General features: G+C 59.1%; 6 protein-coding genes. 5 read left to right on the forward strand and 1 reads right to left on the reverse strand.

The window, feature by feature from the left end; all coding sequences use genetic code 11:
- Nucleotides 1-844, reverse strand: an 844-nt coding sequence (locus ACMV18_RS02075) for an alpha/beta hydrolase (RefSeq protein ID WP_420816494.1), incomplete at its 3' end; no start/stop codon positions are given.
- A 35-nt stretch (nt 845-879) separates the two neighbouring features.
- Between ACMV18_RS02075 and ACMV18_RS02080 the strand changes: the two genes are divergently transcribed.
- From ACMV18_RS02080 to ACMV18_RS02100, 5 genes are all read left to right on the forward strand, one after another.
- Nucleotides 880-1824, forward strand: a complete 945-nt coding sequence (locus ACMV18_RS02080; RefSeq protein WP_420816495.1) for an LD-carboxypeptidase — start codon at nt 880-882, stop codon at nt 1822-1824.
- Between the two features lie 44 nt (nt 1825-1868).
- Nucleotides 1869-4154, forward strand: a complete 2286-nt coding sequence (locus tag ACMV18_RS02085) for an ABC transporter substrate-binding protein (RefSeq protein ID WP_420816496.1) — start codon at nt 1869-1871, stop codon at nt 4152-4154.
- Nucleotides 4154-5137 (forward strand): ABC transporter permease, encoded by a 984-nt coding sequence (locus ACMV18_RS02090; RefSeq protein ID WP_420816497.1) that lies wholly within the window; start codon nt 4154-4156, stop codon nt 5135-5137. Before ACMV18_RS02085 ends, ACMV18_RS02090 begins: the two co-directional genes overlap by 1 nt.
- Nucleotides 5138-5155: 18 nt before the next feature.
- The gene (locus tag ACMV18_RS02095) at nt 5156-6586 is read left to right on the forward strand and encodes an ABC transporter permease subunit (protein ID WP_420816499.1); all 1431 of its coding nucleotides are present in this window, start codon (nt 5156-5158) and stop codon (nt 6584-6586) included.
- Between the two features lie 8 nt (nt 6587-6594).
- Nucleotides 6595-8189 (forward strand): oligopeptide/dipeptide ABC transporter ATP-binding protein (locus ACMV18_RS02100; protein ID WP_420816498.1); only part of this gene is annotated, 1595 nt, incomplete at its 3' end.

Genomic DNA, 8189 nt, shown 5'->3' on the forward strand with positions numbered 1-8189 from the left:
TGATGACCGCCTTGGCAAAAGCTTCGGCTTGGGGGCATGAGTCGTCACGCTTGCTGCTGCAAACCAGCAACATGGGTGCTGTGTTGGGTTGCAGTACGTGCAAGGGCGAGGTTTGTCGCCAGTAAGCAGGATCGTTGCCAAAGGCTTTGTCGTAAAAGCGATGGTGATGCTTGCTCTCCATGATGCTGACGACATCCATGGCGGCCGAGTCCAGCATCACGCTGCCCAGCCAAGGCAGTGCACCCTTTTGTTTGGCCAGATCAGGTTGAGACGAAATGAGTCCAACCAGATGCGCCCCTGCTGAGTGGCCCATCAGTACAAATCGTTGAGGGTTGGCGCCCCAGTCCTTTGCTTTCTGTTGTGCAGAGGCGAGTGCTCGGGCGACATCTTGAGCCTGCTCCAGTGGTGCAGCGTCTGGCACCAGGCGATAGTTCACCGACACGAGTACCGTGCCTTGCGTGACCCAGTGCCGAATCTTGTTTTCGATGACCTTGCTGTGGCGCTTGTCTCCAATCGCCCAGGCACCCCCGTGAACCATGAAGATCACAGGGGCGTTGTTGGGTTTGGCAGGCAAGTACACGTCATAGCGCTGCTTGGGGTCGCTCCCGTACGCAATGTCTTTGATCACGCGACTGTTGGCGGGAAGCTGGTCGATGCGTGCGGGGTGATCATCGTCCTCGGTCGCGTTGTCGTCTGTGGATGCAGGGGCCCCTTGAGCGTGTCGGGAAGCCAGCCAATCGCGCAATGGGCCGGCATGGGCCGTCTGTGACGCCATCAGGCTGAATGCCGCCAGCAACAAGGTCGTGTACGCGAGTGGACGCCATGCGTGATTGGATTGGGTCATGTGTGCTCCCGGGCTGATTGAGTGAGAATGTCAGGATGACTAACGCCCGACCCTCTCTGATCGTTTACAGCCCAGCAGGCATCGTGCCCGCAGTGGCGCCAGTTCGCAAAGCAGTCAAGCGTTTGACTGCGCTGGGATTTGATGCGGCACTGGATGAATCTGCCTTGACCAAGCATCAGCGTTTCGCGGGTGACGACGACGTGCGATTGGCTGCCATTCATCGTGTGGCCACGGCTGCCCCTCAGGTGGCGCTGGCCACGCGCGGTGGTTATGGATTGACTCGACTGCTGGATCGGATTGACTGGTCCGTGATGGCCCGCAGCGTGGAGCGCGGCACGGCTTGGGTGGGCTACAGCGATGTGACCGCATTGCAATTGGCTGCCCTCGCTCACAAGGCGACCGGACCGCATCAGGTCGAAGAGGGTGTGACGGCCGGTTTTTGGGCTGGCCCGATGGCGTGTGATGACTTTGGGCGTGCCGACAGTCCGGAGGGCGGTGACGACGTCACCCAAGACTGCTTTGTGGAAGCCATGACCGGTGAGCTGGAGGCGGTTGGTTTTCGCACGGAACAGGGCTTTGATGGGCTGGAGGTTTCTGGCCGTCTGTGGGGGGGGAACTTGGCCGTGACCCAGGCGCTGCTGGGCACCCCGCATTTCCCAAAAATCCGCAACGGCATTTTGTTTCTGGAGGATGTGAATGAACATCCGTACCGGATTGAACGAGCCCTGCTGCAATTGCACCAGTCTGGCGTGCTCGACCAGCAAAAAGCCATCGTCCTGGGCGCTTTCACGGAATATCGAAAGTCGCCGCTGGATCGCGGCTACAACCTCAAGACGGTCATCAGTTATTTGCGAACCCTGACCAAAACGCCCATCTTGACTGGGTTGCCATTTGGTCACGTGCCAACCAAGTTGTGTTTGCCATTGGGGCGCAAGGTGAGCTTGGTGGTGCAGGGACGCGACGCCTTTGTGATGTGGTGAAGCCACCTAGGTCATGGAGCCACGCATGAGGCCACAATAGCTGCATGACAAAGTGGTTGCAATCGTTGCAGGGAGGCCTTGTTGAGGCCGTTGACAGGATTCGCGCGGGGGTTTGCCCGGCTGCTTTGGCATGTCTGATCGGCTTAGGACTAGCAGGGTGTGACAACAGCCCCTACCCCAAGGGCTCGGCCGAGAGCAACACGCTTTACACGGCCTTCAATGAGCGTTCACCTCGGTACTTGGACCCGACGTCGTCCTACAGCAGTAACGAAACGCCGTACACCTATCAAATCTATGAGCCACTTTACGGCTATCACTACCTCAAAAGACCTTATGTCTTGACGCCTAAGGCCGCAGCATCGGTGGTGCAGCCGAAGTATGTCGACAAGAACGGTAAATCGCTGCCAGAGGATGCGCCCGCAGATCAAATTGCCGAGAGCGTTTACGACATCCCCATCAAGCATGGCGTTTTGTATGCACCACACCCCGCCTTTGCAAAGGATGCGAGTGGGGCCTACCTGTACCACCACCTGAAGCCATCCCAATTGGGCGACAAGCGATCGCCTTGGGACTTCCCTCAGGTGGGCACAAGAGAGTTGACGGCTGAGGACTTCGTCTACGCGATCAAGCGCCACGCCACCACGCGCACTGCGGCGCCTGTGTTCGGCATCTTCTCTGAGTATGTGGCGGGCTTGGCGGATTACGGCAGGTTGATCAAGTCCGAAGACAAGAAGTTGCGGGCGAGTTTGCCTCCGACGGCCAAAGACAAGCCATTTCTGGACTTTCGTCGCTGGCCCTTGGCGGGCGCACAGGCGTTGGATTCGCACACCCTGCGCATTCGCATCATTGGCAAGTATCCGCAGTGGAAGTACTGGATGGCCATGACTTTCCTGGCGCCCGTTCCTTGGGAAGCAGATGCTTTTTACGCGCAGCCCGGCATGGCTGCCAATGGCTTGTCACTGAATACATGGCCGGTTGGCACGGGCCCTTACATGATGGCTGAGTATGTGCAGGACCGCCGGCATGTGTTGAAGCGCAATCCCAATTACCGTGGGGAGCCCTATCCATGTGAGGGCACCGCGCAGGACAAGGCCGAAGGGCGTTTGAACGATTGCGGCAAGAAGACACCGTTTGTGGACACCCTGGTCTTCAACATTGAAAAGGAAGCCGTTCCGCAGGACGCCAAGTTCCGGCAGGGCTACCTGGATGTGCCAGAGTTCGACCAGATGAGCTATGGCAACGCCTACAAGATCCAGATGGAGGATTCGGAAGCGTTCAATCAGGAGTTCACCCAGAAGGGCATTGTGTTGTCCAGAACGGTCGACCTCTCCAGTCGGTACATGGGCTTTAATTGGTTGGATCCTGTGGTGGGGCAGGGCGATACGCCTGAGCAGCGGCTGCGTAACCGTAAGTTGCGTCAGGCGCTGTCGATTGCCATCGACTGGGACGAGTACAACCGGATCTTTCCCAAGGCCGCAGGTGAGGTGGCACATGGGCCGTTGCCGGGCGGCGTTTTTGGGTCGCGTCACGGCACGAACGACGGCTTCAATCCCGTGACCCACAAAGTGGTCAACGGTCAAATTGTTCGCCGTTCTTTGGACGAGGCCAAGCGGCTGCTGGCAGAGGCGGGCTACCCAGACGGACGTGATGCGCGCACAGGCAAGCCCTTGGTGCTCAACTACGATGTTGGCGCGGCGGCAACGCCTGATTCAAAGGCCAACTTGGATTGGACTGCCAAGCAGTTTGCCAAGCTGGGCATCCAGTTGGAAATCCGTGCAACGGACTACAACCAGTTCCAAGACAAAGTGCGACGAGGCAAACATCAGATCTTCACTTGGGGCTGGCTGGCAGACTATCCGGATGCGGAGAACTTCTTGTTCCTGCTGTACGGACCGAACGCCAAGTCGGTGCACGATGGTGAAAACGCTTCGAATTACCAGAACGACGAGTACGACCGCCTCTACAGCCAACTTCGGTTCATGGATGACGGTCCGGCCAAGCAGGCCGTGATTGACCGCATGGTCAAAATTCTTCAGGAGGATGCGCCATGGTCATGGGGCTACTTCCCGTACTCTTCTGGCGCTTATCACCGGTGGGTTCATAACGGCAAGCCCAGCATCATGGTGCGCGACCAAGCGCAGTATTACAAGCTGGATGTGACGGATCGTGCGCGCAGCCTGCGCGAGTGGAACAGACCGCAGTACTGGCCATTGGTCGCCGTGGCCTTGCTGGTGTTCGGCATGGTGTGGGGGGCAGCGAAAATTTTGCGCTCACGTGAGCGGGCAACCGCATTGCCGGCCAAGTCATCCAACGCATTCAGGGGGCATTGATGCTGAACTACATCTTGCGGCGCCTGGGGTACGGGCTGGTGATTCTGATTGGCGTCAATCTGATCACGTTTCTGCTGTTCTTCACGGTGAACACGCCTGACGACATGGCGCGACTCAACATCGGCGGCAAGCGGGTCACACCGGAGCAAATCGAGAAGTGGAAGGTGGAGCGCGGGTACGACAAGCCCATGCTGTTGAACGCCAAAGCAGACGGGGTTGAAAAGCTCACCAACACGGTTTTTTGGGATCGGTCGGTGTCCCTGTTTGCCTTCAAATTTGGCCGGGCCGACAACGCCAGTGGCGGTGACATCGGCTATCAGATTCGACAGCGCATGGGGGTGAGCCTGCAGTTGACGGTGCCTATTTTTGTTCTGGGCTTGCTGGCGAGCGTCATCTTTGCCTTGTGGCTGGTGATGTTTCGGGGCACGCCCATGGACTTCTGGGGCGTTGTCCTCTGTGTGGTGATGATGTCCATTTCCAGCCTGTTCTACATCATCGTTGGTCAGTACCTGTTTTCGCGTGTGGCCAAGTTAGCGCCGATCTCGGGGTACGCGCCAGGGGTGGAGGCTGTGCGCTTTTTGCTGCTGCCCATCGCACTGATGCTGGTAGCCAGTCTGGCCGGTCAGGCGCGTTTTTTCCGAACCCTGTTTCTGGAAGAGTCTGGCAAAGACTACGTGCGTACAGCACGAGCAAAGGGCTTGTCGGAGGCGGTCGTCATGGGGCGGCATGTGCTGCGCAACGCCATGCTGCCCATCATCACCACAGCAGGTGGTGCTTTGCCGGGATTGTTCATGGGCGGTTTGCTGACGGAGAGCTTCTTTGGCATCCCTGGGCTCGGTTCTTACACGGTCGACGCGATTGCCAGCCAGGACTTTGCGATCGTGCGGGCCATGGTGTTTTTGGGGGCGGTGCTCTACATCATCTCCAACATCCTGATCGACATTACCTACACCTTGGCTGATCCGCGTGTGCGGATGCAGTGAGGACGTCAGACCATGAATTTGCCTTTCAAATTGGTTGTGTTGTGGACTGACGTGGTGCTGTGGGTCATGTTGGTTGGGCTGCTTGCCTATGTGCGGGGGGTACGCCGAGATGAGACATTGCAGGCCACATGGCGCCGTGTGTTTGTGGTGCCGGCCGCCATGGCGGCGGCGGCCGTGTTGACCACGATGCTTGTCATTACTTTGTTCGACAGCATTCACTTTCGCCGGGCGCTGCCGGATGTGCGCGGTGGCGTGCAGGCGTATGACACGCGAACGGATTCCTTGTTGGATGTGGCCTTGGCCAAGCTGGTGGCGAGTCGAGAGGACAGCTACTCACGCCCTTGGGCGACGCATGGATTCAGCAAGCAAACGGTTCCACCATCGCCGGGCGCCGTGCCGGAACTCGATGAGCACGGGGTGCCCAAATTGCCGCCTCGCGCGTACCCGCGACTGAAGCATGGTGGCGCAGGGCTGGCAGACCCGAGTCAGGACTGGTCGACTGACATCGCCTGCCGTGTTGGTGTGGGCGCATTGGCTGCGTTGTTAGGTGCGTTGCTCTTGCGGCGCATCTTGCCCCGGGAGCTCACAGGTGGTCCGGCGTGGCATGCCGCGTGGGTGGCCTGCGTCGTCATGATGACCATGCTGAGTGTGGCGATCGCCCTCAGTTGGGGGCAGGGCTATCACGTGTTGGGCACCGATCGCACCGGCAATGACGTTTTGTACATGACGATCAAGAGCATTCGAACGGCGTTCGTGATCGGTAGTTTGGCTACGGTGGCGACCCTACCTTTGGCGCTGGCCTTTGGCATTGCTGCGGGGTATTTCAAAGGCTGGGTGGACGATGTCATCCAGTACATCTACACCGTGCTCTCGTCGGTGCCCAACATTTTGCTGATTGCAGCTTGCGTGCTGATGGTGCAGGTCTTCATGGATCAGCACATGGATCTCTTCGAAACGGGATTGGAGCGAGCCGATCTCAAGATTTTCTTGCTTTGCGTGATCCTGGGGGTAACGGGCTGGGCGGGGCTGTGTCGCCTGCTTCGTGCTGAAACGCTCAAGCTCAGAGAGTTGGAGTACGTGCAGGCTGCCACGGCTTTCGGCGCCAGTCACTGGCGCATCATGCGGTGGCACATCCTCCCGAACGTGATGCATCTGGTGCTCATCACCACCGTGCTCGAGTTTTCGGGCCTGATCTTGTACGAAGCCGTGTTGTCCTATGTCGGGGTGGGGGTTGATCCCTCCATGAACAGCTTTGGGGGAATGATCAATCAGGCGCGTGTTGAAATGTCTCGTGAGCCCATCGTCTGGTGGTCGTTTGCCGCCGCATTTGTGTTCATGGTGAGCATTGTGTTGTCGGCCAATATCTTTGCGGATGCGGTGCGGGATGCGTTTGATCCGCGTGCCCGTGTGGCCCGCCCCGTGCGCGTGAAGCGTCCCACTGCTGCCTGAGGAACAACATGCTGAATTTGGATGACTTGCATGTGGCGCTGGACGCAGAAGCTGGCTTGGTGCGCGCCCTGGACGGCCTGAGCCTGACGCTGCAGCGTGGCGAGACGTTTGCGCTGGTCGGTGAATCTGGATGCGGCAAGAGCATGACCGCCTTGGCCTTGATGCGATTGCTGCCCGATAACGGTCGCGTGCTGGCGGGGCGAATTGATCTGGGTGCCGAGGTGCCCGACGCCAAGCCAACCGAGTTACTGCGACTGCCAGAGGTTGACATGCGCCGGGTGCGGGGCGGTCACATCGGCATCATTTTTCAAGAGCCTGCCACCAGCCTGAATCCTGTCATGCGCGTGGGGGATCAGATCGTTGAGGCCATTGAGGCGCACACCGCGCTCAGAGGGGGGGCTGCACGTAAAAAGGCCATTGACTGGCTTCGTCGTGTCGGCATCCCGGAGCCGGAACGCCGCATTGACAGCTATCCGTTCGAGATGAGTGGCGGGCAAAAGCAGCGCGTCATGATCGCCATGACGCTGGCGGCAGAGCCAGACTATCTGATTGCAGACGAGCCCACCACTGCGTTGGACGTGACCATTCAGAAGCAAGTGCTGGATTTGCTCAAAGCGCTGCAACAAGAGCGACAACTCGGTCTGTTGTTGATCACGCATGACCTGGCTGTCGTGGCGGACATGGCGCATCGTGTGGCGCTCATGTATGCGGGGCAGATCGTTGAAGAGGCAGATGCCGACGTGTTCTTCAAGGCGCCTCGTCACCCGTATGCACGGATGCTGCTCCAAGCCTTGCCGGATACCGAGCGCCGGGGCAAGCCCCTCGTTTCCATCTCGGGTACCGTCCCTCCGCTCTGGCAAAAGTTTGAGGGATGTCGGTTTGCCCCACGCTGTGATCGGGCGCAGACCACCTGCCGCATTGCCGACATCCCGTTAGCGGAGCAGGGCGGACAAAAGGTGCGCTGCTTGCATCCCATTAATCCTGACGTGAGTGCGAGTGCGTCTGCTGGGGATGTGGTCTTGCCCACGGGGCAGGCTGAGAAGGCGGCGTTGCCCGTTGCGTCCGAGTTGGTGCTGGATGTGCAGCAATTGGGTGTCGGCTTCTCCAAAGGCGCCGGCTTGTTTGCTGCGCCCAAAGTCGTTCAGGCCGTGTCTGGCGTGTCCTTTCAGGTGCGCCGCGGTGAAACACTGGCACTGGTGGGCGAATCAGGCTGCGGCAAGACGACGTCGGGGCGCGCCATTGTTCAGCTGCTGCGAGGGCAGCCGCACATCCAGGTCAGCGGCCAAGCCTGGCTTTGTCACGGAGGCGTTCGTGAAGATCTGTTCGCACTTCAAGGCGAAAGGTTGCGCTTGGCCAGACGGGCGATTCAAATGGTTTTTCAGGACCCATTTGCGTCATTGAACCCGCGCATGCGTGTCATCGATATCTTGCAGGAGGGCATGCTGACCCTCAGGCCGGAGTGGACTGGCGAGGAGCGTCTGGCCAAGGTTCGATCACTGGTCGACCAGGTCGGCCTCAGATCCGATGCCCTGTCGCGATTTCCCCACGAGTTTTCTGGCGGGCAGCGTCAACGATTGGCCATTGCAAGAGCCTTGGCTGTTGA

This window comes from Aquabacterium sp. (assembly GCF_048860245.1).
Taxonomy (GTDB): domain Bacteria; phylum Pseudomonadota; class Gammaproteobacteria; order Burkholderiales; family Burkholderiaceae_C; genus Aquabacterium.

Bases quoted from the DNA above. Each gene is read 5' to 3' on its own strand.
- ACMV18_RS02080 (WP_420816495.1), top strand. From the start codon at position 880: ATGACTAACGCCCGACCCTCTCTGATCGTTTACAGCCCAGCAGGCATC.
- ACMV18_RS02085 (WP_420816496.1), top strand. From the start codon at position 1,869: ATGACAAAGTGGTTGCAATCGTTGCAGGGAGGCCTTGTTGAGGCCGTT.
- ACMV18_RS02090 (WP_420816497.1), top strand. From the start codon at position 4,154: ATGCTGAACTACATCTTGCGGCGCCTGGGGTACGGGCTGGTGATTCTG.